Origin of the sequence: Actinoplanes octamycinicus, from assembly GCF_014205225.1 — a bacterium.
Classification (GTDB): domain Bacteria; phylum Actinomycetota; class Actinomycetes; order Mycobacteriales; family Micromonosporaceae; genus Actinoplanes; species Actinoplanes octamycinicus.
In genome coordinates, this window is sequence record NZ_JACHNB010000001.1 from 5,332,594 (window position 1) to 5,357,843 (window position 25,250).

General features: G+C 72.9%; 24 protein-coding genes. 10 read left to right on the forward strand and 14 right to left on the reverse strand.

Features of this window, described 5'->3' with window-relative positions; all coding sequences use genetic code 11:
• Positions 1–35: 35 nt before the first annotated feature.
• Together BJY16_RS23330 and BJY16_RS23335 are read right to left on the reverse strand one after the other, a co-directional pair.
• Complete coding sequence (locus BJY16_RS23330; RefSeq protein WP_185041710.1) at positions 36–2,678, reverse strand: P-loop NTPase fold protein; 2,643 nt, start codon at positions 2,676–2,678, stop codon at positions 36–38.
• 110 nt (positions 2,679–2,788) lie between these two features.
• Positions 2,789–2,983, reverse strand: coding sequence for a hypothetical protein (locus BJY16_RS23335; RefSeq protein WP_185041711.1), 195 nt, complete (start codon positions 2,981–2,983; stop codon positions 2,789–2,791).
• Between the two features lie 109 nt (positions 2,984–3,092).
• Between BJY16_RS23335 and BJY16_RS23340 the strand changes: the two genes are divergently transcribed.
• Positions 3,093–3,986 (forward strand): Eco29kI family restriction endonuclease, encoded by an 894-nt coding sequence (locus tag BJY16_RS23340; protein ID WP_185041712.1) that lies wholly within the window; start codon positions 3,093–3,095, stop codon positions 3,984–3,986.
• A gap of 50 nt (positions 3,987–4,036) precedes the next feature.
• Here BJY16_RS23340 and BJY16_RS23345 read toward each other — a convergent pair whose 3' ends face one another.
• Positions 4,037–6,748, reverse strand: a complete 2,712-nt coding sequence (locus tag BJY16_RS23345; protein WP_239176768.1) for a M14 family zinc carboxypeptidase — start codon at positions 6,746–6,748, stop codon at positions 4,037–4,039.
• A 230-nt stretch (positions 6,749–6,978) separates the two neighbouring features.
• A complete protein-coding gene (locus BJY16_RS23350) occupies positions 6,979–7,923 on the reverse strand; it encodes a serine hydrolase domain-containing protein (protein WP_185041714.1) in 945 nt (314 codons plus the stop codon).
• A gap of 262 nt (positions 7,924–8,185) precedes the next feature.
• Between BJY16_RS23350 and BJY16_RS23355 the strand changes: the two genes are divergently transcribed.
• The gene (locus BJY16_RS23355) at positions 8,186–8,464 is read left to right on the forward strand and encodes a hypothetical protein (protein WP_239176785.1); all 279 of its coding nucleotides are present in this window, start codon (positions 8,186–8,188) and stop codon (positions 8,462–8,464) included.
• A 79-nt stretch (positions 8,465–8,543) separates the two neighbouring features.
• On the opposite strand, the gene BJY16_RS23360 is transcribed toward BJY16_RS23355, so the two are convergent.
• A complete protein-coding gene (locus BJY16_RS23360) occupies positions 8,544–9,044 on the reverse strand; it encodes a metallophosphoesterase family protein (protein ID WP_185041716.1) in 501 nt (166 codons plus the stop codon).
• Between the two features lie 95 nt (positions 9,045–9,139).
• Between BJY16_RS23360 and BJY16_RS23365 the strand changes: the two genes are divergently transcribed.
• On the forward strand, positions 9,140–10,729 hold the full coding sequence (locus tag BJY16_RS23365; protein WP_185041717.1) for a flavin monoamine oxidase family protein: 1,590 nt from the start codon (positions 9,140–9,142) through the stop codon (positions 10,727–10,729).
• Here BJY16_RS23365 and BJY16_RS23370 read toward each other — a convergent pair whose 3' ends face one another.
• Positions 10,730–11,260 (reverse strand): GNAT family N-acetyltransferase, encoded by a 531-nt coding sequence (locus tag BJY16_RS23370; protein WP_185041718.1) that lies wholly within the window; start codon positions 11,258–11,260, stop codon positions 10,730–10,732. It abuts the gene before it with no gap.
• A gap of 51 nt (positions 11,261–11,311) precedes the next feature.
• Here BJY16_RS23370 and BJY16_RS23375 point away from each other — a divergent pair, with 51 nt between their 5' ends.
• Entirely contained in the window at positions 11,312–11,896 is a 585-nt protein-coding gene (locus BJY16_RS23375) for a TetR/AcrR family transcriptional regulator (protein WP_185041719.1), read from the forward strand.
• A gap of 3 nt (positions 11,897–11,899) precedes the next feature.
• On the opposite strand, the gene BJY16_RS23380 is transcribed toward BJY16_RS23375, so the two are convergent.
• The gene (locus tag BJY16_RS23380; protein ID WP_239176770.1) at positions 11,900–13,360 is read right to left on the reverse strand and encodes a cellulase family glycosylhydrolase; all 1,461 of its coding nucleotides are present in this window, start codon (positions 13,358–13,360) and stop codon (positions 11,900–11,902) included.
• An 85-nt stretch (positions 13,361–13,445) separates the two neighbouring features.
• Here BJY16_RS23380 and BJY16_RS23385 point away from each other — a divergent pair, with 85 nt between their 5' ends.
• A complete protein-coding gene (locus tag BJY16_RS23385) occupies positions 13,446–14,237 on the forward strand; it encodes a metallophosphoesterase family protein (protein ID WP_203758851.1) in 792 nt (263 codons plus the stop codon).
• A gap of 167 nt (positions 14,238–14,404) precedes the next feature.
• Positions 14,405–15,061, forward strand: a complete 657-nt coding sequence (locus tag BJY16_RS23390; protein WP_239176771.1) for a VOC family protein — start codon at positions 14,405–14,407, stop codon at positions 15,059–15,061.
• 49 nt (positions 15,062–15,110) lie between these two features.
• On the opposite strand, the gene BJY16_RS23395 is transcribed toward BJY16_RS23390, so the two are convergent.
• On the reverse strand, positions 15,111–15,533 hold the full coding sequence (locus BJY16_RS23395) for a MarR family winged helix-turn-helix transcriptional regulator (protein ID WP_185041720.1): 423 nt from the start codon (positions 15,531–15,533) through the stop codon (positions 15,111–15,113).
• Positions 15,534–15,609: 76 nt separating this feature from the next.
• Here BJY16_RS23395 and BJY16_RS23400 point away from each other — a divergent pair, with 76 nt between their 5' ends.
• A complete protein-coding gene (locus BJY16_RS23400) occupies positions 15,610–16,263 on the forward strand; it encodes a maleylpyruvate isomerase family mycothiol-dependent enzyme (RefSeq protein WP_185041721.1) in 654 nt (217 codons plus the stop codon).
• 129 nt (positions 16,264–16,392) lie between these two features.
• On the opposite strand, the gene BJY16_RS23405 is transcribed toward BJY16_RS23400, so the two are convergent.
• Positions 16,393–17,283, reverse strand: a complete 891-nt coding sequence (locus BJY16_RS23405) for an NAD-dependent epimerase/dehydratase family protein (RefSeq protein ID WP_239176772.1) — start codon at positions 17,281–17,283, stop codon at positions 16,393–16,395.
• 95 nt (positions 17,284–17,378) lie between these two features.
• Between BJY16_RS23405 and BJY16_RS23410 the strand changes: the two genes are divergently transcribed.
• On the forward strand, positions 17,379–18,278 hold the full coding sequence (locus BJY16_RS23410) for a LysR family transcriptional regulator (RefSeq protein WP_185041722.1): 900 nt from the start codon (positions 17,379–17,381) through the stop codon (positions 18,276–18,278).
• A gap of 43 nt (positions 18,279–18,321) precedes the next feature.
• Here the strand turns inward: BJY16_RS23410 and BJY16_RS23415 are convergent, their stop codons facing one another.
• The 3 genes from BJY16_RS23415 to BJY16_RS23425 form a co-directional block, all read right to left on the reverse strand.
• Complete coding sequence (locus tag BJY16_RS23415; protein WP_185041723.1) at positions 18,322–19,308, reverse strand: zinc-dependent alcohol dehydrogenase family protein; 987 nt, start codon at positions 19,306–19,308, stop codon at positions 18,322–18,324.
• Positions 19,309–19,370: 62 nt separating this feature from the next.
• A complete protein-coding gene (locus tag BJY16_RS23420; RefSeq protein WP_185041724.1) occupies positions 19,371–19,700 on the reverse strand; it encodes an ArsR/SmtB family transcription factor in 330 nt (109 codons plus the stop codon).
• A gap of 241 nt (positions 19,701–19,941) precedes the next feature.
• Positions 19,942–21,060, reverse strand: coding sequence for an alanine racemase (locus BJY16_RS23425; RefSeq protein ID WP_185041725.1), 1,119 nt, complete (start codon positions 21,058–21,060; stop codon positions 19,942–19,944).
• 232 nt (positions 21,061–21,292) lie between these two features.
• Here BJY16_RS23425 and BJY16_RS23430 point away from each other — a divergent pair, with 232 nt between their 5' ends.
• Positions 21,293–21,745, forward strand: coding sequence for an Hsp20/alpha crystallin family protein (locus BJY16_RS23430; protein ID WP_185041726.1), 453 nt, complete (start codon positions 21,293–21,295; stop codon positions 21,743–21,745).
• A gap of 104 nt (positions 21,746–21,849) precedes the next feature.
• Here BJY16_RS23430 and BJY16_RS23435 read toward each other — a convergent pair whose 3' ends face one another.
• Together BJY16_RS23435 and BJY16_RS23440 are read right to left on the reverse strand one after the other, a co-directional pair.
• Positions 21,850–23,433, reverse strand: coding sequence for an ABC-F family ATP-binding cassette domain-containing protein (locus BJY16_RS23435; protein WP_185041727.1), 1,584 nt, complete (start codon positions 23,431–23,433; stop codon positions 21,850–21,852).
• Between the two features lie 351 nt (positions 23,434–23,784).
• Positions 23,785–24,177: a VOC family protein gene (locus tag BJY16_RS23440; protein ID WP_185041728.1), complete on the reverse strand. Its 393-nt coding sequence runs from the start codon at positions 24,175–24,177 to the stop codon at positions 23,785–23,787.
• 136 nt (positions 24,178–24,313) lie between these two features.
• Between BJY16_RS23440 and BJY16_RS23445 the strand changes: the two genes are divergently transcribed.
• Positions 24,314–25,243: a TIGR03619 family F420-dependent LLM class oxidoreductase gene (locus BJY16_RS23445; protein WP_185041729.1), complete on the forward strand. Its 930-nt coding sequence runs from the start codon at positions 24,314–24,316 to the stop codon at positions 25,241–25,243.
• Positions 25,244–25,250 lie beyond the last annotated feature (7 nt).

The window sequence follows — 25,250 nt, forward strand, 5'->3', positions numbered from 1 at the left end:
CGGCGTGCCGGCGAAGGCGCCCGCAGGGCCGCCGATCAGATGCGGCCGGGTGGCTCGAAGCGCAGCCGCCGGACCATCTCCAGCCGCACGGCCAGCCGCCCGGCCGTGAGGTCCCGCCACGGCGGGCGCGGGGCGAGCCAGTCGCGCAGCGGCCGCCAAGCCTCGGCGGCCGTCCCCTCCGGCTCGTCGGCCACGGCGCCCAGGGTGGCCGGGACACTCGCGGCCGCCTTGGCGAAGACGGCGTCGGCCACCGTGGACGGTCCGGCGTTGATCGCCGCCAGCAGGCAGACGACGTGCCGCTCCGGCGGGAACCGGTCACCCGGCTGCAGCGGCGGCCGCATCGCGAGCAGCAGCTGGCACGTGTTGACGAACCGTTTGACCTGGCGGGGCGTGTCCCCGACCAGCGGCGCCAGCGACTCGATGAACTCCAGGTCCGGTGGGCTGAGGCTGAGCTGGCTGGTCTCGATCCGCAGCGTCGACGAGCGCTGTCCGAGCATCAGCTTCAGCACCTCCCGCTCGCGCTCGCCGACGTGCAGGTCGACGACGCCGGACGGGACGGGATCTCCGGCCGGGCCCCGGGTGCTCGCCGTGAGCAGCCCACGGACCAGCTGCATCCGGGCCTCGGCGGTGAGCGGCTGCACCCAGTACGGCAGCTGGAAGATCTTCTCCAGGTAGTGGCGCGGCGCCGGGCGGCGGTCGTCCTGACCGGTTTCGGTCAGCACGGGAAGCTGGTCGGTGAGCGCCGCGCTCAGCCACCGGGTGTCCACCGCGACCACCACCACGAACATCTCGAAGGCGAGCAGCAGGTGCACCGCCTCGAGCACCTCGACAACCTTGTCCGGCGGGCAGCGGTCCAGGTCGTCGATGTAGAGCACGATCCGGTTGGGCAGGGCCGGGTCGCCCTTGCCGGCCAGCCGGTCGGTGTTGTTGGCGCCCAGCTGGTTCTGGATGTCCAGCAGATCCCGCCGGACCCGGGACAGCAGACCCAGCCGGCGCCGGTAGTCCGAGCTGCGCTCGTCGGCGAACTGGACGAAGACCCGCTCCGGCGTCAGCTCCGCGATCCGCTGCCGCAGCGACTCGGTGCGCCGATCCAGCACCTCCCGGGCGGCCTGGGCGGCGGCCAGCCGTTGCTCGGCGTCGTCGAGCCGGCGGGCGGCCTCGTCGGCCCGGCGGTCGCGGTCGGCCAGCTCGCGCGCGATGTCCTCGCGGACCTTCGCCTCGGCCGCCTCCAGATCGGCGATGACCCGCTGGGACCAGCCGGTGGCGGCGCGGATCGCGCCGGTCGCCACCGGGACCACCGCGGTCAGGCCGCCGAGCAGCGAGACCAGCGGCGGCACGTCCAGGACGGTCAGCACCCACGCGACCACCGGGATGACCGCGGCGCCCAGGCTGAGCAGCACGATCCGCGAGCGTTTCCGCCAGTACGGCCCGACCGGCTTGCGCAGTTGTGTCTTCGCCTCGCTCACCGCGTCCAGCAGCGCCGCGCCGTCCTGACCGACGATGTCCAGCCGTCGCTCCGCCCAGGCCGCGCCGAGCGCTTCGCGCAGGGCGTCCCGGCCCTGGTCGGCGAGCAGCGCCTCGGTCCGTGCGGGCGCGGCGTCCCGGGCCGCCATCGCCTCGTTCATGGCGAACGCCAGCTCCACCGTCGCGTCCCACACCTCGCTGGCGCGGGCGCCGACCTGTTCCGCCGACTGACCGACGCGTTCCTGCTCGGCCTGCAACTCCGCTTCCAGCGGCTTGCGGGCGGTGTCCACCAGATTGGTCGGCAGTCTCGGGGTGCCGAGCTCGCCGAAGATCCGTTCCAGCAGGCCGGCCCAGAGGTCGCCCTGCACGTACTCCCAGGCGTTGAACTCGATCTGCCGGATCTGCTGCCAGACCGGCGCCTGGTCCTGCTCCGTCCCGTCGACCAGCTCGCCGAGCCGGTGGATCCGGGTCTTGACCGCCTGCATCAGGAAGCTCTTGCCGCTGCCCCAGTCGCCGAACAGCCCGATCGCCAGCGGTGGCGTCAGATCCCGGGAGGCCAGCAGGTAGGCGAAGGCGTCCGCCTCGGCGTCGATGCCGATCAGGTCGTGCCCGGCGTCGATCCGGTCGGAGGCGTAGGCCGGCAGGTCCACCGGCTGCCGCGGGTTGGTGCCACGCAGCCACGCGCGCAGCGACACACCGGCCCGGGGCGCTTGGTCCGCCTCGGTCCGCAGCCACCTTTCGTACGAGGTGCGCACCGCGTCCAGGGTGTCGCCGCCGGCGGCCAGCGCGCCGGTCAGCGGCCCGGTCAGCTCGGTGTCCCCGCCGAGCAGCGCACCGAGCACGTGGTAGAGGCGGACCTTGTCGCTGGCCCGCCGCGGCAACCGGTCGAAGACCGCCTGGGTGAGCGGGGACAGGTCCGGCGGGCCGGTCACCTCGGCGGCCCGGCGTTGCAGCTCGTCCGGCGCGACGCGGGGATAGGTCGGCGGCAGCACGTCGCGGGCGGTCAGTCCGAAGTGGTCGAGCAGCACGAACGCCTCGCCCTCGGCGTCCGGATGGGCCAGCAGCAGCCCGACCAGCAGGTCGAAGCCGGTGACCGGCGGTCCGTCCGGGCCCGGCGGCCGGCCCTCCCGGTGCGCGGCGGCGGCGCCCGCCCAGCGCAGCGCCCGCTGGGCGGAATCGGAGAGCTGGCGGTAAACGGTGGTCGGAACGGCCATGGCGGACTCCTGGCCTCGGACAGACGAGAGCCCCAGCCTGGCACCAGCCCGGCCGGGGCTCTGTCACCTGCGGGACACGTGCGACGGCGAACCGGCCGGGTCGGATTGCATCACCACAGCAGGGCCAGCACAGCGACCCCGATGCCGAGCGCGGCGCCGAAGGCGATGCCGGACCGCATCACGACACCGGGCAGCGCGGCGCCGTCCAGCTGGGTCAGCCAGCCGGCGAGGACCGCGGTCAGCAACGCCACCAGGACGACGATCGTCGCCAGCAAAGCCCGGATCACCATCACTGCCTGCACCATGTTCCCCCGTCTTGATACGAAGCTGAACACGGGAACGCTATATGCTGCGAGCCAGGCGTTATGTTCGACTGAATAATGTCGAACGAAAGCGAACATCCGGGAGGCGGGCGTGGCCGAAGAAGACGATCTGACGGTTCTCGCGATGGAGCTGAACCGGCTCATGGCCGCCAAGAACTGGCAGATCGCCACTCTGGTCCGGGAGTCCGCACGTGGACGGACTGCGGTCAGCCAGGCCCTGAACGCGCGCCGGGGACGGCCGGTGCCGTCGGTGGGCACCGTGGTGGCCATCTGCCGGGCGCTCGGGGTCGACGATCAGCCTCTGGTCGATCTGCTGCGCCGAGCCCGGATGACGCCGAGCACGACGACGCCCGTGCCGACGGTGGGCGACAGACCCGGTGCGGCAGGCGTGGCAACGGCGTCGAGCGGCACGGTATTCAACCCGTTGGATCTGCGAAACTTGGTACGCAGCGTCGAACGGGAACTTGAGTCCGTGCCGCCCGTGCCGCTCGACGCGGAGGTGTTCTCCGACGACGACGGTCTATTCGCCCTCTACTACACCGGTAAGCATCCGCTGTACCGACCGATCTCCTCGCCGCAGTGCGTCACGCCGATCTACCTGGGTTCGGTCCGTGTCGCACGGTCGCCGTCGGTCGTCTCGCGAAGCGGTCTCCGGGTCCGGGCGGCGGCTCACCGGCGCTCGATCGAGCAGTGCTCCGATCTGAAGACGGCCGACTTCCGGGTGCGCGCGCTGCCGACCGTGGCGATGTTCATCCCCGAAGCCGAAGGCCTCATGCGGAGCCGGCACCGGCCTGTGTGGAACGCGGTGGTGACCGGATTCGGGAATCATCCGGGTGGCACGGGCCGATTGGGCGCCCCGCGCAGTGATTGGGACGAGTTGCATCCGGGCCGGCAGTGGGCGGCGCCGATGGCGTCGAGTCGACGGACCGCGGGGGAACTACGAGAAGCCGTCGAGCGGCACTTCTCGGAGCACCCGCCGGCCTGACCCAGCGCCGGTGGCGCCGGCATCAGCCGGCGCCACCGGGGTGGGTGCGGTCAGCCGACCACCGCGCGCAGCGGGATGCCGGCCGCCTTCAGGTCGGTCACCAGATCACGCAGGAACGGGTGCTCGTCCGGCTGCAGGCCGTCCGGGTTGGGGATGGTGAGGTAGCCGGAACCGCCGATCACCGAGGCGGTCGCGGCGCCGGTGTGGCGGTTCACCACGGCCTGCGCCCGGGCCAGGTCGGCGGCGGCCACCTGGATCCGGCTGGGCCGCCACTCGCCGCCCAGGTTGGCCGGGGCCGGCCGGCTCGCGGCGGCGGCGCGGGCCGGGTCCGGGCTGGTGGCGCGCAGCGCGGACGGGGTGCCGGCCGGGGCGAGCAGCGTGTTGGCGAGCAGGTGCTGGCCGCTCTCGTTGTAGCCGCGGAACAGCGGGTTGAAGGCGAACAGCACGGCGCGCCCGGCGCCGGTCGGTTCGTCCACCACCACGGCGGTGCCCTGGAGCAGGTCGTCGCCGACGGTGTAGCCGTTGTGCCAGAACGTGTCACCGGCCGGGTAGCGCAGCACGTTCACGCCGGTGCTGCTCGGGGTGAGGATCGGGTCGTCGTTGTTGAACTCGAAGTCCTCGGCCGGGCGGCCCGCCGCGACCGGGCTGGCCGGGTCGACGTCGACCCGGAAGTGCGACCCGATCACCAGGTAGTCGTCCGGCTTGGCGACCTCCGTGGTGGAGGTCAGGCCGGCGGCCCGGGCCAGCCGGGTGCCCTCGTTGCGCAGCCCGACGTAGGTGTGCCCCTGGGCGATCCAGGCCCGCAGGTTCGCCTGGCCGGCCGCGGTGAGGCCACCGGTCGGGTTGCTGCCGTCCGGGACCAGCAGCACCGTGCGGCCGGTGAACGCCGGGGTGTTGTCGTTGATGTCGGCGGTGGTCACCGGCTTCAGGTCGAGGCCCCACCGGCTGCCCAGCACGTAACGCGCCTCGCCGTAGGAGCCGGAGGTGGTGGAGATGCCGGCGCCGCGGAACAGGCCGACGTCGGGCCGGGTGAGCGCGGCGCCGGCGGCCGGCTTGCGGCTCGGGGTCAGGGTCACGCCCAGTGAGCGGGCCAGCCGGTCGGTGTCCCGGGTGATCGCGGCGGCCGGCACCCGGACCAGGGCGCCGTCCCGGACCGGCCCGGCGCCCTGGCCGAGCAGCCGGAAGGTGAGCTGCGCGGCGGAGGCCGAGTCGAGCGGGTAGCTGTAGGAGCCCTTGGCCGGGGCGTGCCCGGCGCGACCGCCCTCGATCCGCCGGACCAGGTCGGCGCGGGGCCGGACGGTGTCGCCGGTGTAGAGGGTGTCGATGCCCATCAGCAGCGGGTTGCTCCACGAGGACACGTCGTAGAAGTACGGGAACGGGACGTACGGGTCCTCGCCCAGGGTGGCCTGGATCCAGTGCTTCTGCGGCTGCTCCATCGGGATCCAGTAGGCGCCGGCCGGCACGGTGACGTTCTTCGCGGTGCGGCCGCCGAAGACGTGCGCGTCGCGTACCGTAACCGGCTTTTTGATCTCATAGACCTCGACGTCCATCCCGCGCAGCCGCTCGACCAGACGGCGCACGTCGCCGAGCTGACGGTCCGGCAGCAGGAAGTACGACCTGATCTTGAGATTCGGGACCGGGAACTGGACGGTGTTCTCCGGCTGGACCACCTCGTTCGGTTCCAGCGTGCCGGCCCGGCCCTCGGCCAGCGCGTCCGCCCAGATCTTGTAGTAGCCGCTGAGCACCTCGCGCTTGTTGGCGGCCGCCCAGCCGAGCGTCGCCCACTGGGTGTTGAACTGCTGCTGCACCCGGTCCTGGACCGCGGAGGCGCTGCCCTTCTCGTAGGTCATCCCGGCCGCGCCGAACCCGGTCGCCGGAACCGTGTCGCCGTAACCCATGTAGAACAGGTCATAGGTGTCGTAGTTGAAGTAGCACTCGGTGGTGACCGTCTCGGTGCAGGCGCCGTTGTAGCCGAAACCGGCCTTGTTCGCCGCGCCGATCCGGTTGATCCAGTCGACCGGCTCGTCGGCGATCTCGTGGTGGATCGGGTCCGCGTTCGGCGGGAAGAAGTACTGCCGGCCGCCCATCTCGTGAGCGTCGATGAAGACCTGCGGCGGATACTTCCGGAGCAGGTCGATCTTGCGGTCGGTCTCCGGCTGGGTGCGCGCGAACCAGTCCCGGTTCAGGTCGAAGCCGTACTCGTTCTGCCGCCGCACCGCGTCCCGGCCGTCCGGGTTCTGGGTCGGCAGGATCACCGTGATCAGGTTGTCGTTGCGCTCCTGGACCGCGCAGGACAGACCGGCGGCCAGCTCGTAGAGCGTCTTCAGCGAGGCGTCCGCGCCGCTGGTCTCGCCGCCGTGCACGTTGCCGGCGATCCAGACGACGGCCGGTTCGCCGGCCGCGGTCCGCCGGGCCTGGGTCGCGCTGGTCCGCCGCGGGTCGCGCAGGTCGCGCAGGTCGTCCAGGGTGCGCTGGGTGACCCGCTTGCCGGAGACCACCGCGTAGTTCAGCGGCTGGCCGAGGACGCTGGTGCCCATCGTGCCGGTGGTCACCCGGTTCGAGGCCTGATCGACGGCGCTCAGGTAACCGCGGATCTCGGTGTTGGTGACCACCCGCTGCTGGCCGAGGCCGAGCGGGAAGCCGAGGAACTGCTCCGGGCTGGGCACGTCGCCGAGGTGCGCGGCCGGGTCGGTGCTGCACTTGGCGCCGGCGTTCGCCGGGGTCCCGGCGAGGTGCGGGGTCAGGGCAGCCACCAGGAGCACTGCCAGAGCCGAGGGTTTCAGAAGCCGCATCGTGTCCCCGTTCCGTCGGGCGATGAGTGACGCGAAACGATCAGCAGCCTATGTCCTGCCATTTGGGACGGTCAATGAACCGGCGAATCCGCATTGTCGCGGACGAATGGGTTGCGCCGCGGGTCCTGGGCTGGTGGTGGCCGGCGACCACGGACCGGCGTGTGGCCCTCCAGTCCTGGTTGGAGCGTCGGCCGGCGTGCTCAGCGGGCGATCAGCTCGTCGATCAGGTTGTCGGCCAGCCGCTGGGTGCGGGCCTCGACATGGTCCAGCGCGATCACCACCAGGCCGGCACGCTGCGCGGGCAGCCGGGCGATCTGGGCGCTCAGGCCCGCCCACAGGCCACCGTGGCGGTGCAGCGGGAAACCGGCCCGGGTCAGCACGTCGACACCCCAGCCGTACGGGAGGGGCGTGCCGTCGTCGAGCCGGCCCGCCGTGTGCATGAGGCCGGACACGCCCAGCTCGTCGTTCGCCAGGGCCTCGTTCCAGCGCATCAGGTCGGCCGCCGTCGACCAGACGCCGCAGTCACCCAGCGACAGCGGCGCCGGCGAGCCCAGCTCGGTCGGCGTGGCGCCGGGCGGGAACGGCTCCGGGCCGGGCCAGTAGCGGGTGGCGGCCATGCCGAGCGGCTCGAACAGACGCGAACGCGCGAAGTCGGGGAACGGCTCGCCGGCGATCCGTTCGACGATGACCGATAGGCAGGTGTAGCCGGGGTTGCGGTAGCTGAACGCGGTTCCCGGTGTGCTCTCCAGGCTCTCGTGCCCGCCCAGCTCGGCCAGCATGCCGGCGACGGTCCGGTCCCGCCCGGCCTTCTGGAGCGCGAAGAAATCGCCGCTCTCGGGCAGTCCGCCGGTGTGGTGGATCAGGTGCCGCACCCGCACGGTGGCCGCCCACGCCGGCAGCTCGGGGATCCAGGCGGCCAGCGCCGACTCGACGTCGAGCTTGCCCTGCCGGACGAGCAGCGCCACGCACGCGGCCGTGATCTGCTTCGACACCGACGCGACGCAGGCCGCCGCGAACGGCTCGCCGTGACTCACGTACACCGGCGGCCCGTCCCCGTGCCGCAGCCCGACCACGACCCGGTCGCCGTCGCCGTACCCCGCCGACTCGATGAGCGCGGCGGCCCGCTCGGAAAGCCCTTGATCCACCGGCGCAGTATGGGCGGCGGCCGCGACCGGGTACACCGATTTAAGGTGTCAGGCGGTGCAGGGTGACCCTGGCGCGGCGACGCTCAGGTCCATGATGAAAGACCCAGAAGTGCCCGTGCGTCTCCCCATTCGGAATGTCGCGGACCCCTGCCGAATAGATGTGGCCCATCGCCGATGCGGTTGGTCCAAAAAACGCGGCGGAGTATCGCATAGGTGACCCATCGGCCGGGGCGATGCGATGCGTACAGTGGCTCCCGTGAAGATGACCTTCGACGTCGGTGTTGCCGAGCGTCACACCGTCGAGTTCTCCTTCAACAAGTTCTGGGGCAACCTGTCGATCAAGGTCGACGGCATCAACATCGTCCGTACGATCCGCTTCCAGTCGTTCAGCCTGGTGAAGAAGTACGACTTCCGGGTGGGAACGAACGAACAGCACTTCGTGACCATCGAGAAGCACAGGGCGCAGTTCTTCGCCGGTTTCCGTCCTCAGCCGGTCCATGCGTATGTGGATGGTCAGCTGGTCGCTCAGGGCGTCGCCTAGCTTGGCACTGCACCCCACATGATGTGGTGATCGGGAGTGCGCTTCTGTTCTCGGACGACGAAGAAAGCGCCGGGCCGGCTCAGCGGGGTGGCAGGCGGTGCAGGGTGACGTCGCTGAGCTGGCCGGCGTCGGCGGTCGCGGTCAGGTAGGTGCAGTGCGGCTGGCGGCGGCGGTCGGTCGGGGAGCCCGGGTTGAGCAGGCGCAAGCCGCCCGGCGCGGTGCTGTCCCAGGGGATGTGCGAGTGGCCGAAGACCAGCACGTCGGTGTCCGGGAAGCGGGCCGCGCAGCGCTGGTCGCGGCCGCCGGACGGGCCGGTCTCGTGCACCACCGCGAACCGCAGGCCGCCCAGCTCGGCTCGGGCCACCTCGGGCAGCCGGGCCCGCAGCGCCGCGCCGTCGTTGTTGCCGTAGCAGCCGATCAGCCGGGTGGCCCGCTGCTCCAGCGCGTCGAGCAGCGCCACGTCGACCCAGTCGCCGGCGTGCAGCACCACGTCGGCCTCGTCGACCGCGGCCCACAGTTGCGGAGGCAGGTCCCGGGCCCGCTTCGGCACATGGGTGTCGGCGATCAGCAGCAGGCGCATCCGCCCAGCCTAGGGCGGAATCGCCGGGTAACGATGTCTTTCCACGATCCGTAAGGCCGCTGTGCCGGAGGCCGGGGTTCCGGGAGGGTCGGTGCATGTTCGAGCGACCCCTCAGCCGCCGCGCCTTCCTGCGCGCGGTCGGGCTCACCGGCGGCGCCGGCACGATGTTCGCCACGATGGGTGCGCTGGGCCTGGCGCCGGCCGCCGCCGCGACGCCGCCGTTCGATCCGCCGAAGCCCGCCGACTTCCACCTCACCGGGCGCCGCCCGGGCACCGTGATCGTCCTCGGCGCCGGTATCGCCGGGCTGGTCAGCGCGTACGAGCTGGGCAAGGCGGGCTACCGGGTGACGGTCCTGGAGCCGCGTGACCGGGCCGGCGGCCGCAACCTGACCGTCCGCGGCGGCGACGAGCTGACCGACCTGCACGGCTTCCACCAGCGCGCCCGGTTCACCGCCGGGCAGTACATGAACGCCGGCCCGGCCCGGATCGCCCCGTGGATGGTCACCCTCGACTACTGCCGGGAGCTGGGCGTGCCGGTCGAGGTGTTCACCAACGGCAACGCGGACGCGTACATCTACCACAGCTCGATGCCGGCCGGGCAGCCCGTGCGGTACCGCACCGCGAAGGCCGACACCTACGGCTACGTCAGTGAACTGCTCGCCAAGGCCACCGACCAGGGCGCCCTGGACGCCGAGCTGACCGCCGAGGACCGGGCGCGCCTGGTCGAGTTCCTCACCGACTTCGGCGATCTCGGCGAGGCCCGGGAGTACCTGGGTTCCAGCCGCCGCGGTTTCACCAGCTGGCCGGGGGAGGCCGGGGCGCCCGGCGAGATGCTCGGCGACGTGCCGGCGGCCTCGGCGGTGTTCGCCTCCGGCGTCGGCCGGCACTTCTCCTTCGAGTTCGGCTTCGACCAGGCGATGCCGATGTTCCAGCCGGTCGGTGGCATGGACCGGCTGCCGGGGGCGCTGACCCGGGCGATCGGCCCGCGGCGGATCAAGCTCGGCTGCCGGGCCACCTCGCTGATCCAGAAGGGGTCCGGCGTCACCGTCACCTACACCGACGCCACCGGCTGCGCCCACGCGATGACCGCCGACTACGTGATCGCCGCGATGCCGCCGCACCTGCTCACCGGGCTGGTCCACAACCTCGGCGCCGACGTGGTCGCCGCGCTCGGCGCGATCCGGCCGTTCTCCGCCGGGAAGATCGGCCTGGAGTACCGGTCCCGCTGGTGGGAGACCGACCACCGGATCTTCGGCGGGATCACCGAGACCGACCTGGACCTGGCGCACGTCTGGCACCCGTCGCACGGTTATCTCGGTGACCGCGGCGTGCTGATCGGCTACTACCACTACGGCGCGACCGCCGACCGCTACTCGGCGATGTCCCCGAAGGACCGCGAGACCAGCGCCGTCACGCTCGGCGAGCGCATCTACGGCGCGAAGTACCGCACCGAGCTGGACTCGTCGTTCTCAGTGGCCTGGCGGGAGGTCCCGCACCTGCGCGCGGCCTGGCACGACTTCGCCGGCGAGTCGGCCCAGTCGCCGATCTTCAAGCCGCTGGCCGAGCCGACCGGCCGGGTGCTGTTCGCCGGCGACTGGCTGAGCAACATGGACGCCTGGCAGCACGGCGCGATCGTGGCCGCCCGCAAGGCGGTCACCACGCTGCACGCCCGTGCGCTGAAGTAGTCACCGCCACTCGGGCGCGAGGATCGCCCAGACCTGCTTGTCGTAGCGGACGCCCTGGAACGGCCAGGCTTCCCGGCGGACGCCCTCCAGCGTCATGCCGAGCCGCTCGGCGACCGCCGCGCTGCGCTTGTTGTCGGCCCGGCAGTGCCACTCGGCGCGGTGCAGGCCGCGTACCGAAAATGCCCAGTCCAGCAGCAGACCGCAAGCCTCGGTGATCCACCCGTGCCCCTCCGCGGCCGGCTCCAGCCAGCAGCCGATCTCGCACCCGCCGAAGGCGGTGTCGAAGGACGTGAACATCACCCCGCCGCGGAGCTGCCCGTCCTGCCAGATGCCGTAGAGCCGGACCCCGTCGGCGGCCTGCCGGTCGGCGTAGCGCCGCAGGGTGGCCGCGGTGTCGGGGGAGATGAACGCCGGGCCGACCCACGGGCGGATGTGCTCCCGGGCCCGGTCCAGGTGCGCGGCGAACTCCTCGGCGTGCCAGACCTCCAGCGGCGCGAGCCGGGCGCCGGCGCGCAGCGGTAGCGAGAACATCGGTACCTCCCCATTCACATAACAACTGTTGTGGGAATGTACCGTGAGCGGATGGCACGCACCAAGGGAGATCACGAGGCGCGCCGCCGCGACGTCTCCGAGGCGGTCTGGCGGGTGCTGGCCGGCAAGGGCTTCACCGGTCTCACGCTGCGCGCGGTCGCCGCCGAGCTGGGTGCCACCACCGGCCTGCTGACCCACTACTTCCCGACCAAGCAGGCCCTGGTCGGTTACGCCCTGGACATCCTGGAGCAGCGCACCCTGGGCCGCCCGCGCCGCACGGGCGGCGACGGCCTGGCCGCGTTCCGGGACGCGCTGCTGGACATCCTGCCGCTGACCGCGGCAGCCACCGACAGCAACCGGATCTGGGTGTCCTCGTGGGACACCGCGCTCTCCGACGCCGGTCTGAGCGGCGACTACGCCCGCAAGTACGCGGCCGGCCGGGACCGGCTGCGTGACCGGGTGGCCGCCGCGCAGCAGCTCGGCGAGCTGCCGCCCGGCGACCCCGGCGCGATCGCGGCCGGCGCCCAGGCCTTCGTCCTGGGCCTGGTGGTGCAGGCCCTGTTCGACCCGGCGGCGTTCCCGCCGGAGCGGCAGGTCGCGATGCTCGACACCTACCTGGCCGCCCTCACCCGCTAGCGCCTAGTTGTCCAGGGTCACGTCGTCGAACCAGACGGTGCCGGCGTTGTCGCCGGACTTGAGGTGCAGCTGCACGGCAGCCGCGTCCGGCGGGGCGACCGTGTAGATCGCCAGCCTGGTCCAACCGGTGGTGCCCACCGGCAGCCGGGCCGACACGTCCTGGCCGATCCAGCGGCCCCGGGCGTCGAACCAGCTCAGCGCGATCTCGGTGACCCCGGTCGCGTCCTCGCCGCGGGCCCAGGCCGCCGCGTGCCAGAACTGGCCCTGCTGGATCGGGATGATCGGGGAGATCCGCAGCGACGGCAGCCCGCTCTTGCTCCGGCCGGTGCCGGAGAACCGCACCGAGCGCCGGCCGGCGTGCGCCACCGCGTCGGTGGGCTGGGCGGCGCCGTACTGCGGCAGGTTGTCCCGCCACGGCGAGTCGTCCGGGTCGCCCTCGAAGCTGAGGTCGAGCACGTCGGCCGGCTGGTCGGCGCCGGACCAGGCGGCCCGGACCACCGAGGCGGCCGGCTTCGGGGTGCCGTCGGTGCGGTACAGGCCGTACCGGTACTGCGCCGGCATCCGGGAGACCGCCGCGTTGCTCGGGATGGCGTCGTCGGCGAAGTCGGTGAGCGTCCACGGCGCGACCGACTCGACCCCGGCGGTGGCCGCCGCCCGGAACACCCGGGCCAGGTACGCGGCCTGCTCGCCGGGGCTGCTCGCGGCGGTGCTCAGCCCGGTCTCGCCGATCACCATCGGGTCCGGCGCGGCCGCCGCCCGGGCCCGTTCCAGGTCGGGCAGCGCCTGCTCGGACGCCCCGTAGAAGTGGTAGTCGTAGTAGTCCAGCGGGGTGTCCGCCAGTTCCGCCCGGAGCCGGGCCAGGCCGTCCGGCCCGCTGTTCACCGAGACGGTCAGCGGCATCGCCGGGGCGGCCTCGCGGACCTCCGGGATCAGCCCGCGCACCCAGCGGATCGCCGGTTCGTCGTCCGGCGCCATCTCGTTCTTCAGCTCCACGGTGAGCACCCGCGGGTCGTCGGCGTACCGGCCGACCACCGCGTTCGCCCAGGTGGCACTACCGCCCGTGTCGCTGTAGCGGGACCACCAGTCGAACAGGGTGAGCTTCACGGTCATCCGGTGCGAGTCGGCGATGCTGACGAACTTGTCCAGCTTCGCCAGGTACTCCGGTTTCGGCTCGGGGAAGCCGAAGACCTGCGGGAAGACCACCACCCGCACGTTGTCCGCACCCAGCTCGGCGGCGCGGGCCAGGTCCTCGTCGACCCGCACCGGGTTGAACCGGGTCCACATCGCCGACCAGCCGGCGTCCGACGGGTAGTAGTTGATGGTGCGTGCGGTGCGGACCGCGGCGAGGCGGTCGGCCAGCGTGGTGCCCGGATCGGCGGCGGCTGGCGCCGGCGGTGCCAGCACACCGGCGCTCAGCAGGCAGGACAGGGCCACAGCGGTGGTTTTCGAGATACGTCCGGTCACGACCTCCGCTTCGTCCGCGTGCTGATCACCCCGAGTTCAAGCCGGGTGCAGACCGGGATTCGTATGGTGCCCATAGGATTTCGGCGTGCTGGACCGCATCGCGCTGATCTCCGACGTCCACGGCAACCTGACCGCGCTCGAGGCGGTGCTCGCCGACATCGACGCCCGTGGCATCGAGCGGATCTACAACCTCGGCGACTACGTCGGGAAGGGACCGCGTGGCCGCGAGGTGATCGAGTTGTGCCGGCAGCGGTGCGCGGTGCACGTCCGCGGCAACTGGGACGACTTCCTGCCCGACCCGGCCCGGACCGACGACAGCGAGGGGATGGCCTGGTGGCTGGCCCAGCTCGGCGAGGGCCAGGGCGAGTGGCTGCGGTCGCTGCCGTTCTGCCACGACTTCCGGCTCAGCGGGCGGTGGATCCGGCTCTTCCACGCCTCGGCGACCAGCGTCCACCACCGGGTCCGTTTCGACCACGACGAGGCGGAGTTCGCCGGCATGTTCGCCAACACCCCGGCGACCGGCCTGACCGGCCCGGCGCCCACGGTGGTCGGCTACGGCGACACGCACGATCCGTTCTACGAGGTCGGGCCGGGCGGACTGACGCTGTTCAACACCGGCAGCGTGGGCAACTCGATGGACGATCCGACCCCGGTCTACGTCATCCTCGAAGGCGTGCTGGACAGTCCTGACCCGGCGCCGTTCGGCATCCAGTTCGTCCGGGTGCCCTATGACGCCGAGGCCGAGATCGCGGTGGCCACCCGGATGGGGATGCCCGAGCTGGACGGCTATGTCAAGGAGATCCGGCACGGGATCTATCGCCGCCGGGTGACCCCGAGCTATCACCGTCCGGCACGGCAGGCTGTCGCTGCCGGTTAGAGCGATTTTCGGTACGGCCTGGGGCGCGCGCTGCCGGCGTACCGAAAAATGGGGTGGCCAGGCGGCCGGAAGCGGACCGTGCCCGGCGGTCCCCGGGGCGGCCCGGGTGTCCGGCCAGTCGCTTCCACGGGGGCGACCGGGGCGCCCGGCGCGGCAGAGTGGGTCCCGTGAGGCCGGAGCGGTATCCGGCACCGTGGGAGGAGCTGACGATGGTGGACTTCAAGGTGGAGATCGTGGTCCTGCCGGTCGCGGACGTGGACCGGTCGAAGGCGTTCTTCACGAAGCTGGGCTGGCGCGAGGACGTCGACTTCCAGGGCCCGGACGGGTTCCGGGTGGTGCACTTCACCCCGCCCGGCTCGGCGGCGTCGATCATCATCGGCAGCGGTGTCACCGAGGCCGAGCCCGGATCGGCGCGCGGCGTCGTGCACTTCGTGGTCGACGACATCGAGGCGGCCCGGGCCGACCTGATCGCGCACGGTGTCGAGGTGAGCGAGGCGTTCCACGACGCGGGCGGCGTGTTCCACCACGCCGGCGGCGCCGACCGGGTGCCCGGGCCGCACCCGGACCGGCAGTCGTACGGGTCGTTCGCGTCCTTCGCCGACCCGGACGGCAACGTGTTCTTCCTGCAGGAGGTCACCAGCCGCCGCCCCGGCCGGGTCAGTCACGTGGTCTACGGCTCGGTCGCCGAGCTGGAGGCGGCCCTGCGCGACGCGGCCGCCGCCCACGGCCGGCACGAGGCCGAGGAGCTGGACGGCAAGTACGACGAGAACTGGCCGGCCTGGTACGCCCAGCACATGGCCGAGGCCGCCGGCCTGAACGCCTGACCCAGCGATCGTTCCCCGCCCCGGCGGCCGTCATCGGCCGCGGGGCGGCTCATTGATAGGGGTCGGTGATCTCGCGCAGCCGGGTGAGGGCCTGGCGGAGCTGCGTGACGCCGCGCTGCCCGAGATGCTCGGTCCACTCGGCCTCGACCTCGGCCACGATCGCGGCGGCCACCGGGATGGCGGCCGCGCCGCGGGCCGCGATCCGGACCAGGCGGGCGCGGGCGTCGGCCGGGTCCGGCACCCGCTCGACGTAGCCGGCCCGCTCCAGCTGATCGACCAGGAAACCGGCGGACTGCTTGGTGATCTGCGCCTGCTCGGCCAGCTCGGTCAGCCGGGTGCCGTCCGGCCCGATCCGCTGGAAGACCCGCGCCTGGGCCGGGGTGAAGTCGTCGAACCCGGCCGCCGCCAGCCCGGCGAAGACCCGCGCCTCCATCGCCCGGTACGGGATGAACAGCAGCAGTCCCAGGTTCATCCCGGTGCTCCTTGACGTGGTCAGAGTCTCTGACTAATTTAGTAAGAGACTCTGACCATATCAGAGGGGGTGCCGGATGGATCCCGAGGCGAGCTGGCAGGCGATCACCGGGATGCGGCTGCGGCTGGCCGACCTGCTGGAGTCGCTCGGCGAGGCGGACTGGGAGTCGCCGTCGCTCTGCGCCGGCTGGCGGGTCCGGGATGTGGCGGCGCACGTCGCGCTCGCCCCGCAGCCGCCCGGCATGCCGGCCATGCTGGCCTCCGCGGTGCGTGCCGGTGGCCGGTTCCACGTGCTCAACCACGATGTGGCGGTGCGCCATGCGGCCGCCCGGTCATCCGCCCGGTTGGTCGCCGAGCTGCGGGAGCACGCCGCGTCGCGCCGCCTGCCGGTGGTGACGAACTATCGCAACATCCTCTTCGACGTGCTGGTGCACAGCCAGGACGTGGCCGTCCCGCTCGGCCGGGAGCTGCCGGCGCCCCGGGACGCGGCGGTCGCCGCCGCGACCCGGGTCTGGGCCATGGGCTGGCCGTTCTGGGCCCGGCGGCGGCTGCGCGGGCTGCGGCTGACCGCGACCGACGCCGACTGGGCGGCCGGTCGCGGCGCCGCCCTGGACGGGCCGGTCGAGGCGCTGGTGCTGCTGCTCACCGGCCGGGTCGCGGCCGCCGTGCCCCGGCTGACCGGGCCCGGCCGGGCGCTGCTCAGGCCGGCCGGGAGTCCGTCGAGCGGCTGAGTTCCGCCCACCTCTCCGCCTCGGCGTTGCGGGCCGCGCCCGCCTCCGGGGCGGCCCGGGAGGCGCCAGGGTGCCGACCGGTGCGGTGCGCTCGGGGCACCCGGCCGGACCCGCCGCTTCCGGGCCCGGTCAGGCCGGGTCGTAGCCGCCGGCCGCGATCTCCTGCAGCAGCGACCGGCGGGACGGCTTCCAGCCCAGCTCCAGGCGGGCCTTCTCGCCGGTGGCCTGCTGGTCGAGCAGCAGCGCCTCGCCGAACCCGCCGAGCCGCTCGACCAGGGCGGCGGGGTCCTCGGGCACCACCCGGCCGCCGAGACCCAGCCGGTGGGACGCGGCCTCGCCCAGCTCGCGGACCGTCACGCTGTCGCCGTTGACGCCGAGGTAGACCGAGCCGTTCTCGGCCCGGTCCAGCGCGGCGACGTACAGCTCCGCCAGGTCGTCGACGTGCACGCTGGTCCAGTGCTGGGTGCCGGGGCCGACCAGGCGCAGCGCGGCCGGCTCGCCGACCCGCTCCCCGGCGAACAGCACGTTCGGGATGCCGGCGCGGTTGCCGTAGACGGTGCCCGGCTCGATGAGGACCGACCGGATCCCGGGCGCGCTCAGGACCCGGGAGTCCAGCGCCTCGCGCCAGGCGACCAGCGGCGGCGCGTTCCGCGGGGTCGCCTCGGTGACGTCCGGCGCCGACCCGTGCACCCAGACACCACCGGTGCGCAGGAAGGTGGCGCCCGGCCGCAGGCCGTCGAGGACCGCCTCGGCGAACGCGGTCTCCACCGCGCTGCTGGTCGCGTCGCCCGGCGACGCCGTGGCGAGCACGGCGTCGGCGTCGGTGGCCAGCCGGCGGACCAGGTCCTGGTCCTGGATGTCGCCGACGACGACCTCCGCGCCGGCGGCCGCTTTCCTCTCCGAGCGGACCAGCGCCGTGACGGAGTGGCCGGCGGCGATCAGGGCGGGCAGGACCGCCGAGCCGATGTGTCCGGTGGCGCCGGTCAGGAAGACCTTCATGGTGACGAGCTCCTCAGTCAAGATCGGATGTCTGGCCCCAGCCTGCCGTGGACCGATGTTCGCCTCCAACGAATAGTTCCGATATCGGCTATCGCCCCGAGCGATAGGATCGGCGGGTGGAGGAGCGTCAACTGCAGTACTTCGTGGCCGTCGCCGAGGAGCTCAGCTTCACCCGGGCCGCCCAGCGCACCCATGCCGTGCAGTCGACGGTCTCGGCGAGCATCCGGGCGCTGGAGCGGCACCTCGGCGCACCCCTGTTCGAGCGCAGCACCAGCAAGGTCGCGCTGACCGAGGCCGGCAGGGCGCTGCTGCCCGAGGCGCGCCGGGCGCTCGACGCCCTCGACCAGGCCCGCGCCGCGGTCGCCGGCCTGCGCGAGGGGCTGACCGGCAGCCTGCGCGTCGGCACGCTCTCCGGCCTGACCGCCGTCGACCTGCCCGGGCTGGTCAGCGACTTCCGCAGCCGGCACCCGGGCGTGCGGCTGAGCCTGAGCATGGCCGCCGGGGGCACCGACGGGCTGCTGGCCGCCCTGCGCGCCCGGGAGCTGGACGTCGCGTTCGTCGCCGTGCAGGTCGCCAGTGTGCCCGACCTGCACCTGGAGGCGATCGCCGAGTTCCAGCCGCGCCTGCTCGTCCCGGCCGGCCACCCGCTGGCCGGGCAGACCGCGGTGAGCCCGGCCGCGCTGGCCGACGAGCCGTTCGTCGACCTTCCGCCCGGCTTCTGCAACCGGATCCGCACCGACCACGACTTCCGCCGGGCCGGCGTCACCCGCACGATCGCCGTCGAGGTCAGCGACATCACCACCATTCCGGGGTACGTCGAGTCCGGCATCGGCCTGGCTCTGGTTCCACCGCTGGCCGCCGAGGACGGTCACCGGGTCGCCCCGGTCGCCCTCGACCCGCCGGCCGCGTCGTGGACCCTGGCCGCGGCCAGTCTCGGTGGCCCGGCGCCGCGGCCGGCCGTGCGCGCCTTCCTGGACCTGGTCGACGCGCACGTCGTCCGCCGGGACCGTTACTGACCCGGATGGCTCGGCAACCGCACGACCGTCTGCACCGAGTCCCTCAGACCGTGACGACGATCTTGCCGACGTGGTCCGCGGCGGCCAGGTAACGGTGCGCCTCGACGATCTCGGTGAGGTCGAAGGTGCGGTCCACCACCGGGGTGAACGAGCCGGACGCGAGACCCGCGTTGACGAAGGCGACCGCGCGGCGCAGCCGCTCCGGGTCCGTGGTGATCTCGTGCAGCGTGTAGGTGCGGGTGGACAGCGCCGGATAGGACCGCGCGTTCGGCAACGGGGTGGTCCGCGGGTCGAGAGCGCCGTAGACGACCAGGCTGCCGCCGGGGGCGATACCTCGCGCGAGGGTCTCCACGCCCGGCCCGGCGACCGGGTCGAAGGCCAGCCGCACCCCCTCGCCGCCGGTGATCTCCATGATCCGGGCGGGGACATCCTCCTGGTCGGTGACTATGACGTGGGCGGCGCCCGCGTCCAGCAGGCGCTGCCGCTTGGCGGCCGACCGGGTGGTGGCGATCGGGATCGCGCCGACGTGCCGGGCGATCTGCAACGCGGCCTGCCCGACGCTGCTCGCGGCCGCGGTGATCAGCACGTGGTCGCCCGGGCGCACCTCGCCGCTCTCCGCCAGCGGCCCGTAGGCGGTGATGTAGGCCATCCAGACCGCGGCGGCGGTGACCGGGTCCACGGTGGACGGGCGGGGGACCACGGCCGAAGCCGGGACGATCACCAGGTCGCCGTAGGTGCCGTAGTCGTTCAGCGAGAAGGACGGGACCACCGCGACCGGGTCGCCCGGCGCGAAGCCGGTCACGCCCGGCCCGGCCTCGTCGACCACGCCGGCCGCCTCGTAGCCCAGCGTCGACGGGAACCGCGGCTGCAGGAAATAGCCGCCCTCACGGAACATGATCTCGGCCCGGTTCAGGCCGATCGCCTGCACCCGGATCCGCACCTCGCCGGCTCGCGGCGCGCCGGCCTCGACGTCGCGGAGGGTGAGGACTTCGGGGCCACCGAGCCGGTCGAACTGCACGATTCTCGCCATGGAACGGACGCTACTCATAAGTTCGATCAGCGTCAAACTTCGACAGCGTACGGAATATGTACCTAGCGGGTCTCGGCGGCCACGACCGAGGTCAGCACGCCGGGGAAGCGGGTCTCCAGCTCGTCGGCGCGCAAGGCGTTCAGCTTGGTGGTGCCCGAGTACCACTGCCGGATCACGCCGGCCTCGCGCAGCACGTTGAAGTGGTGCGTCAGCGTCGAGTCGGACACCGAGGTGTCGAAGGAGCCGCACGCCATCTCGGCGCCCTTGGCGGTCAGCTGCACGACGATCGACCGCCGCACCGGGTCGACCAGCGCCTCCAGCAGCTGCTGCAGCGACACCTCGGTGACCTCGGGGTGCGTGATGATCCGGGCGGCGGCGCGGGGGCGAGGCACGAGAACTCCTTCGAGGTGAGCGGCCCACCCATGCTACGACCTCCATCGAAATAAGCTCACCGTTCCCGCCGGTGGTGCGAGGTCTGCCGGGCCGGGGCGCTGGACCGGGTGGAGCTCGTAGTTCCAGGTCGGGAGGATGCGGGAGAAGGCGCTCGTCAGGATCCATGCCATAGAGACACGGTCGCGCGCCAAGGTGGTCGCTGACGCCAGGGAGAGGTCCTGGCCGGCGGATCCCCGGGGGTCAGGTGTTGGCGCCGCGGGCGGCGACCGGCCAGCGGTCGACCTGGGTGCCCTCGGAGAGGACGAGCAACTCGTCGGCGAGGTTGACGGTGGCGCAGACGTGGTTGGGGACGACTCGGAGCACCTCGCCCAGCGACGGGACCGGGGCGCCGTCCGGGAAGAGGACCGTGGCGTGGTGTTCGGAGAGGGCGGTGATCCGGGCGTCCGGGTGGTCGAGCAGGCGGCCGAAACCGGTGGTCCAGGACTGGTGGTCGGCGCCGAGCACCTTGCTGCCGGCGTCCAGGATGACCTTCGGGCCGGAGCGGCTGACCACGGTGGACGCCACCGTGAGGGCCACCTCGGTCCAGTCGCAGGTGCCGAGTTCGAGCTGCTGGGCGTCGCCGAAGACGTAGACCCCGGGCCGCATCTCGGTGAGCGCGCCGGGCGAGGTCGGCGTGCCCGGCGAGGTGGGCGCGCCCTGCGCGCCGGGCGCGGCGGCGACGCCGGTGAAGGTGGCGGTCGGGGTGGAGCCGCCGCTTCGTACGCCGGCGTCCAGGCCCGCGGCGGTGACCGCGTCGGCGGCTTCGGTCAGGGCGGCTGCCTCCTCCGTGGCGGCCGGTCGCTGCCGTCCCGGACCGTAGGCGTGACCGGGGAAGGTGAAGACGCCGCGAACCCGCAGGCCGGCCCGGTCCGCGGCGACCGCGACCTCGCCGGCGGACCGTGGCTGCACGCCGCTGCGGTGATGTCCACTGTCCACCTCGACCAGCACCTCCAGGCCGGGCACCGCCCGCCCGAGCGCCTCCGCGCTCGCCACCGAGTCGACGCCGACCCGCAACGCCACCCGGCCGGCCAGGGCGCGCAGGCGGGCGGCCCGCTGCGGGGACGGCCAGATCGGGTACGCCAGGAACAGGTCGTCGAGCCCGCCGCCGGCGAACACCTCGGCCTCGCCGATGGTGGCCACGGTCAGCCCGGCCGCCCCGAGCTCGACCTGCCGGCGGGCGATCTCCAGGCACTTGTGCGTCTTGGCGTGCGGTCGCAGCGCCAGTCCGCGGGCGGCCGCCCGGGTCGCCATGGCCTGCAGGTTGCGCTCCAGCACGTCGGCGTCGACGGTCACGCGGGGGGTGGGCAGTTCAGGCGTCACGGTGGCCTCCGGGTCGGGTGCGGGGTGCCGGTCCAGTAAAGATCATGCGGCGGAAAAATCTCGCCGAAGCGCTTGGCACTCCTGGCGGAGGAGTGCTAAAAAATTACTTGTCGCTGCTGGTCGATCGCGGTGATGCACCGCGAGACCACCGGCCGCGACCTCGGCAGATCCGATCTTTAGCCGAGCGCCACGGTCCGCCGGAGAGCCCGGCGGACGTCCTGAGGAGGTGGTCGTGGTGCTGACTTTCGATCCTTTCCGCGAGTTCGACCGTCTCGCCGGCCAGATGATGGGCAGCGGCGCTGCCGCCGGCCTGGCGATGCCGATGGATCTCTACCGTTCGGGTGACCACTTCGTCCTGCACTGTGACCTCGCCGGTGTCGACCCCGGCTCGGTGGAGATCGACGTCGACAAGCGAGTGCTGACGATCCGCGCCGAGCGTTCCGCTCGCACCGACGACGACGTGCAGTGGCTGCGCCGGGAGCGCCCGACCGGCACCTTCGAGCGCCGGATCACGCTGGGCGACGGCCTGGACCTCGACAAGATCGCCGCGACCTGGCAGGACGGGGTGCTGACCCTGACCATCCCGGTCGCCGAGGCGGCCAAGCCGCGCCGCATCGCGATCAACACCGGCGCCCGCCAGGAGGTCGTCGAGGGCACGTCCACGCCGGCCCTGACCGAGTCCTGACCGGTCCGCAGACACGAAGCCGGGCCTGGCCGGCCCGGCCGCACGAAACCCCCAGCACCGGGCCGGGGCGGGAGGTGCTCCCGCCCCGGCCACCCGCACGATGCTCAGGAGCCGGTGAGCCGCCCGCCCTCCAGCCGCAGCCACCGCGTGATCCCGATCTCCGCCAGGAACCGCTCGTCGTGGCTGACCACCACGAACGCCCCCTGATACGCGGCCAGCGCCGCCTCCAGCTGCCCGACACTGTCCAGGTCGAGGTTGTTGGTCGGCTCGTCGAGCAGCAGCAACTGCGGCGCCGGCTCGCCGAACAGCACGCAGGCCAGGGTGGCTCGCAACCGCTCGCCACCGCTGAGCACCCGGACCGGCAGGTGCGCCCGCGCGCCCCGGAACAGGAACCGGGCCAGCAGGTTCATCCGCTCCGCGTCCGGCAGGGCCGGCGCCCAGGCCGCCAGGTTCTCCGCGACGGTACGGTCCGGGTCGAGCAGGTCGAGCCGCTGCGACAGGTACGCCACCCGGTGCGACGTGTCCGCCGCGGCGATCATCCGCATCAGCGTGGACTTGCCGGCCCCGTTCGGGCCGACCAGGGCGATCCGTTCCGGCCCGCGGATGTCCAGGTCGAGGCCGTCACCGGCGAAGACCGGGCCATCGTCGTACGCGACCTGCAACCGCTCCCCGTGGAAGACCGTGCGTCCCGCCGGAACCGTGGTCCCGGGCAACTCCAGGGCGATCTTGTCGTCCTGCCGCGCCGCCCGCGACGCCTGGTCATAGCGGGCCTTGGCGTCATCGACCCGGTTCGCGTGCGTCTCGTTGGCCTTGGCCGCGGACACCTGCGCGTCCCGTTTCAGCCCGCCGGCCACGATCCGGGCCAGCCCGGCGTCGCCCAGGTTGCGGGCGGCGTTCGAGGCGCGTTTCGCGGCCCGCTCCCGGGCCTGCTGCATCTCCCGCTTCTGCCGCTTGAGGTCCTGCTCGGCGTTGCGGACCTGACGCTCGGCGACCTCCTGCTCGGACTGGCGCGCCTCCTGATAGGCGGTGAAGTTCCCGCCGTACCACCGGATCGCGCCGTGGTCGAGGGCGGCGATCCGGTCCATCCCGTCCAGCAGCGCCCGGTCGTGGCTGACCACCAGCAGGCACCCGGACCAGGAGCGCAGCACCTCGGTGAGCCGCTCCCGGGCTGGGCCGTCCAGGTTGTTGGTGGGCTCGTCGAGCAGCAGCGCGTCGGGGCGTTTCAGCAGCTGGGCGGCGAGGCCGAGGGAGACCACCTGGCCGCCGCTGAGGGTGCCCAGCGGCCGGTCCAGGTCGATCCCGCCGAGGCCGAGCCGGTCCAGCTCGGCGCGGGTGCGCTCCTCGATGTCCCAGTCGGTGCCGATCGTGGTGAAGTGCTCCTCGGCCGCGTCACCGGACTCGATGGCGTGCAGCGCGGCCAGGATCCGGTCGACGCCGAGCACCTCGGCCACGCTCTGACCGGAGGTGAACGGCAGGTGCTGCGGGAGGTAGCCGAGCACCCCGTCGACGACGACGCTGCCGCCGGTCGGCCGCAGCTCGCCGGCGATCAGGCGGAGCAGGGTGCTCTTGCCGGAGCCGTTCGCGGCGACCAGGCCGGTGCGGCCCTCCGGCACGCTCACCGACAGATCGTCGAAGACCGGGGTGTCATCCGGCCAGGAAAACGACAGACTGGTGCAAATGATAGACATGCGCAGACCTTGGAGGCTCGAAGAAAAGGGAACGACGACAGAGGCCACGCGGACGCGCCGGTGATCAGCACGTCGGTGGCCGCAGCGGGGGATTCACCCTGAGATGTCGTCGTCCACTGACACGGCTGCTCCGATCTTCGAGTCGCTGCCGATATTAGCGCGGCCCGGGCCGTCCGAAGGGGCGTCGGTGGTGAGCGTCGCGCGACTGAACTGCGGCCGGGCGGAATCGCCGGACCGGGCATGAATGTCAGCCTTGCCCTTCTCGGCCTGGTCGGCGTATGGCACAGCCGGGGCCGGGGCGGGTTGCGGTCCGGACCGGGCGCGGACCCGGCGCGGTGCCGGGGCGGCTGCTCAGGCGGGGCCGAGCAGGTCCCACTGGTTGCCGGCGATGTCCAGGAAGACGGCGACCCGGCCGTAGGGCTCGGCGCGCGGCGGGCGGGTGAAGGTGACGCCGGCGTCGAGCAGGCGCTGGTGGACGGCGTCGAAGTCGTCCACCCGGAGGAAGAAGCCGACCCGGCCGGCGGTCTGGGCGCCGACCGCCGCGCGCTGCCGGTCGCCGTCGGCGCGGGCGAGCAGCAGGCCGGTCTGCGCGCCGGGCGGGCGGACCACGACCCAGCGTTTGGGGCGGCCGTCGGTGGTGGTGGACGGGGAGTCCTCGGCGAGCTCGAAACCGAGCAGGCCGGTGAAGAACGCGATCGCCGGGTCGTACTCGTCGACGATCAGGGTGACCAGGTCGAGCTGCACCGGCGCAGCCTACCGGGGAGGCGGGCGCTGCGGGCGTACCGGAAGCCCGGACGAACCGGACGGGAAAGCGGACCGGAGGCGATCGGCGGGCCTCGACCGGTCCTGATTGGACTGACCTGCGGATAGGCTGCGCGGCATGCGGCTTGGGGTGAATCTTCCACAGACCAACAAGTACGACCTGGCGCGGGACGTGACCGAGTTCGCCCGGGCGGCCGAGGAGATCGGCTATGACAGCCTCTGGGCCTACGAGCGGATCCTGGCGCCGGAGGACAGCAGCGGGGCGCACGGGCTCTACGGGGTGCCGGACCTGCCCTGGCCGGACAGCTACTCGCACACCACGGACGCGCTGGTCACGCTGACCCTGGCGGCGGCGGTGACCCGCCGGGTGGAGCTCGGCACCGGGGTGCTGGTGCCCGGGCTGCACCTGCCGTTCCGGCTGGCCCGCAGCCTGGCCGCGCTGGATGCGGCGTCCGGTGGCCGGGTGATCGCCGGGCTCGGCAGTGGATGGTCGATCGACGAGTTCGCGGCCACCGCCCCGCGGCCGATCGAGGAGCGGGGCGCGGCGCTCGACGAGTTCCTGGACGTGGCGGCGGCGGTGTGGGGGCCGGACCCGGTCTCCTTCGCGAACGAGCGCTACCGGGTCGCCCCGAGCCGGGTGAACCCGAAGCCGGCCCGGCGGGTGCCGATCTTCCTGGCCGGCGGCAACCGGACCGCGCTGTCCCGGATCGCCCGGCGGGCCGACGGCTGGCTGCCGACCGCGATCCCGCCGCGGCAGGTCGGCGCGGTGCTGGCCGGGCTGCGGGAGCAGGCGGCCGCGGCGGGGCGGGATCCGGCTGCGGTCGGCTGCGTCTTCCAGCTGGGGGTGCGCAGCCTGGCGGAGGTCCCGGACGCGGGGCGGCAGCCGTACACGGGGGGTCCGGCGCAGATCGCGGAGGACCTCGTGGCCCTGGCCGAGGCCGGCGTGGACCACGCCTATGTGACCCTGGCGTCGGCGGCCCGCGACCTCAAGGACCTGATCACCGCGGCGCAGCGGCTGCACAAGGAGGTGCGCGCGGCCGGCCTCTGACAACGCG

Bases quoted from the DNA above. Each gene is read 5' to 3' on its own strand.
- BJY16_RS23330 (WP_185041710.1), bottom strand. From the start codon at position 2,678: ATGGCCGTTCCGACCACCGTTTACCGCCAGCTCTCCGATTCCGCCCAG.
- BJY16_RS23335 (WP_185041711.1), bottom strand. From the start codon at position 2,983: ATGGTGCAGGCAGTGATGGTGATCCGGGCTTTGCTGGCGACGATCGTC.
- BJY16_RS23355 (WP_239176785.1), top strand. From the start codon at position 8,186: ATGACCTTCGACGTCGGTGTTGCCGAGCGTCACACCGTCGAGTTCTCC.
- BJY16_RS23360 (WP_185041716.1), bottom strand. From the start codon at position 9,044: ATGCGCCTGCTGCTGATCGCCGACACCCATGTGCCGAAGCGGGCCCGG.
- BJY16_RS23365 (WP_185041717.1), top strand. From the start codon at position 9,140: ATGTTCGAGCGACCCCTCAGCCGCCGCGCCTTCCTGCGCGCGGTCGGG.
- BJY16_RS23370 (WP_185041718.1), bottom strand. From the start codon at position 11,260: ATGTTCTCGCTACCGCTGCGCGCCGGCGCCCGGCTCGCGCCGCTGGAG.
- BJY16_RS23375 (WP_185041719.1), top strand. From the start codon at position 11,312: ATGGCACGCACCAAGGGAGATCACGAGGCGCGCCGCCGCGACGTCTCC.
- BJY16_RS23395 (WP_185041720.1), bottom strand. From the start codon at position 15,533: ATGAACCTGGGACTGCTGCTGTTCATCCCGTACCGGGCGATGGAGGCG.
- BJY16_RS23400 (WP_185041721.1), top strand. From the start codon at position 15,610: ATGGATCCCGAGGCGAGCTGGCAGGCGATCACCGGGATGCGGCTGCGG.
- BJY16_RS23415 (WP_185041723.1), bottom strand. From the start codon at position 19,308: ATGGCGAGAATCGTGCAGTTCGACCGGCTCGGTGGCCCCGAAGTCCTC.
- BJY16_RS23435 (WP_185041727.1), bottom strand. From the start codon at position 23,433: ATGTCTATCATTTGCACCAGTCTGTCGTTTTCCTGGCCGGATGACACC.
- BJY16_RS23445 (WP_185041729.1), top strand. From the start codon at position 24,314: ATGCGGCTTGGGGTGAATCTTCCACAGACCAACAAGTACGACCTGGCG.